The organism is Tateyamaria sp., from assembly GCF_059783535.1.
This window is the reverse complement of sequence record NZ_JBYNDP010000232.1, coordinates 1-2,834: the sequence shown is the minus strand read 5'-3', so window position 1 is coordinate 2,834 and position 2,834 is coordinate 1. Positions and strand designations below refer to the sequence as shown.

Annotated in this window: 4 protein-coding genes; 1 reads left to right on the top strand and 3 read right to left on the bottom strand. The window is 60.2% G+C overall.

Annotated elements, in window-relative coordinates; all coding sequences use genetic code 11:
- The 3 genes from AC6RA8_RS21975 to AC6RA8_RS21965 form a co-directional block, all read right to left on the bottom strand.
- A partial coding sequence (locus AC6RA8_RS21975; protein ID WP_500355896.1) for an aminotransferase class V-fold PLP-dependent enzyme occupies positions 1–969 on the bottom strand: 969 nt, incomplete at its 3' end.
- Positions 970–1,084: 115 nt separating this feature from the next.
- Positions 1,085–1,543, bottom strand: coding sequence for an Lrp/AsnC family transcriptional regulator (locus AC6RA8_RS21970; protein ID WP_299209459.1), 459 nt, complete (start codon positions 1,541–1,543; stop codon positions 1,085–1,087).
- Positions 1,540–1,995: an Lrp/AsnC family transcriptional regulator gene (locus tag AC6RA8_RS21965; protein ID WP_500355894.1), complete on the bottom strand. Its 456-nt coding sequence runs from the start codon at positions 1,993–1,995 to the stop codon at positions 1,540–1,542. The genes AC6RA8_RS21970 and AC6RA8_RS21965 overlap by 4 nt, the downstream gene beginning before the upstream one ends.
- Positions 1,996–2,128: 133 nt before the next feature.
- Here AC6RA8_RS21965 and ilvC point away from each other — a divergent pair.
- Positions 2,129–2,834, top strand: a 706-nt coding sequence (ilvC, locus tag AC6RA8_RS21960) for a ketol-acid reductoisomerase (protein WP_500355892.1), incomplete at its 3' end; no start/stop codon positions are given.

Below are 2,834 nucleotides of genomic sequence, written 5' to 3'. Positions count from 1 at the left end.
AAAGCGTTTGCCGGTCTGCACATCCGGATCGGCGGTGTAACTCACAACCACGCCCGGCGCGCCGAACCCATCCGCTGCTACCGACGTCACACCTTTCTCGGCCAACATGGCCCTCACGGCATTGCCCAAGGCCCATTGCGCGTCTTTCAGCTTGTCGAAGCCGTACTCTTGCGTTTCCACCATCGTATCTCGGAAATCACGCAGCGCATCCGTCGGCATCGTTGCGTGATAGGCGTGACCGCCGTTTTCGTATGCCTGCATGATCTGGTGCCAGTTCTTGAGATCAATGGCAAAACTGTCAGAGGTCGTTTCTTCCAGCCGCGCCACCGCACGGTCGGACAACATCACAAGGCCCGCACAAGGCGACGCACTCCATCCCTTTTGCGGGGCAGAGATCAGCACATCGACACCCAAACCGCGCATGTCCACCCAGGCACAGCCCGACGCGATACAGTCGAGAACCATCAACGCACCAACCTCGCGCGCGGCAGTCGCCATCGCGGCCACATACTCGTCGGGCAGGATCACGCCCGCACTTGTCTCAACATGCGGGGCAAACACCACATCCGGCTTCTGCTCCAGAATGGTGGCCACAACTTCATCGATCGGAGTCGGAGTAAAGGGCGATGGTGAAGTGTTTCCGGTTTGTCGTGCTTTCAGCACGGTCGTGTTGGCGGTCAGGTCTCCGGTTTCGAAAATCTGGCTCCAGCGGTAGGAAAACCAACCATTGCGCACGACCAGCACATCTGAACCGCGTCCGAACTGACGCGCGACGGCCTCCATCCCAAAGGTCCCGCCCCCCGGCACCACAACCACCGCATCGGCGGCATAGACCTCTTTCAGCATGGACGAGATGTCGTTCATCACACCCTGAAATGCCACACTCATGTGGTTGAGTGAGCGGTCAGTGAAAACGACTGAAAACTCCTCAAGACCTTGCGGATCAACGGTATCAAGCAATGCGGGCATCATGCGGTCCTTTCTCTTTCAGCAGGACATAGCTGCTTGGACCCTGCAGAACAAAGCCTATCACCGTATACATTCGCGGCAGTGCGGCATGGCGCGTCGCCTATGGGAACGCTTTTCAGCCGATGGGCCCCGGTCGGCGCTCTTCACTCAGCAGCACGTTCGCCTCAACCTCACCCGCACCGGGCAGCGTCATGATCCGGCGTCGCAAGACCCGCTCAAAATCGGGAAGGTCACGCGCTACCACCCGCAGGCGGTAGTCATAAAGCCCAAGCACGTGTTCAACGGTCTGCACTTCCGGGATGGCAGACACGGCCCGCTCGAAATCCTCAAGACTCACCCGCCCCTTGGTTGCCAACTTTACGCCCAAGAAAACCGTGACGCCGAAACCCAGCTTTTCCGCATCCAGGCTCAACCGCTGTCCTCGGATCACACCCGCCTCGCGCAACCGTTTGATCCGCCGCCACGCGGCAGGCTGCGACAGCCCGCACGCACGCCCGATGGCGCCCGCCCCCTGCCCTGCATCGTCAGCCAGCAAACGCAGAATGGCGAAATCGGTCTCATCCAGATCGATCACAGCGGCAGCGCCTCGTCGCTCTTGATCCGGGCCACCTGCATCAGCGCCTCGATATCAGCGATATGAGGCAAGGTCAGGATACGACTGCGATAGAGATGCTGATAATGCGGCATATCCCGCGCAATGACGGACAGGCGCACGTCCACGCGCCCCAGAAAGGTCTGGATCTCGATCACTTCCGGCACCTCCCGTGCCGCTTCGATGAAGTCGTCAAAGGCGCGCGCCTGTGTCTTGTCGAGTGTAACGCGCAAGGATACCTCGACCGCATACCCCAATGCAGCCCAGTCGATCACGGCCTGCACGGACTTGACCAACCCCGCCTCGCGCAGCTTGGCCTGCCGCCGGGCGAGCTGTCCGGGGCTGACACGCGCCCGTTCTGCCAGTTCCACAGGGGCAAGCGTCGGGTCCGACTGCCATTGCCGCAGGATACGGCGATCTGCATCGTCAAGCATGATTCTCACGCATTTTAAACATTCTACGAATGATCAATCCTTCAGAATACCAAATAAACCCAAAACACAACGCTGACCAGAGGCAACAGCCTGCCTATAACGCACCCCAGCAACCAAACCCGGAGGGACCAACATGCGCGTGTATTACGACCGCGATTGCGACATCAACCTGATCAAGGACATGAACGTGGCCATCCTCGGCTACGGCTCACAGGGCCACGCCCACGCTCTGAACCTGCGCGACTCAGGCGCCAAGAACGTCGTCGTCGCCCTGCGCGAAGGCTCCGCCTCCATCGCCAAGGCTGAAGGCGAAGGCCTGAAAACCATGGGCATCGCCGAGGCGGCCGCCTGGGCCGATCTGATCATGTTCACAATGCCCGATGAGCTGCAGGCCGAAACCTACAAGAAATACGTGCACGACAACATCCGCCCCGGCGCAGCTATCGCATTTGCCCACGGCCTGAATGTGCACTTCGGCCTGATCGAGCCCAAGGAAGGTGTCGACGTGGTCATGATGGCGCCCAAAGGTCCCGGCCACACCGTGCGCGGTGAATATGTTAAAGGCGGCGGCGTGCCCTGCCTTGTGGCGGTTGACAAAGACGCATCCGGCCGCGCGCTGGAAATCGGTCTGTCCTACTGCTCCGCCATCGGCGGCGGCCGTTCCGGCATCATCGAAACCAACTTCCGCGAAGAGTGCGAAACCGACCTCTTTGGTGAACAGGCCGTTCTGTGTGGTGGTCTGGTCGAACTGATCCGCATGGGCTTTGAAACACTGGTCGAAGCGGGCTACGCGCCCGAGATGGCCTATTTCGAGTGCCTGCACGAGGTGAAGCTGATCG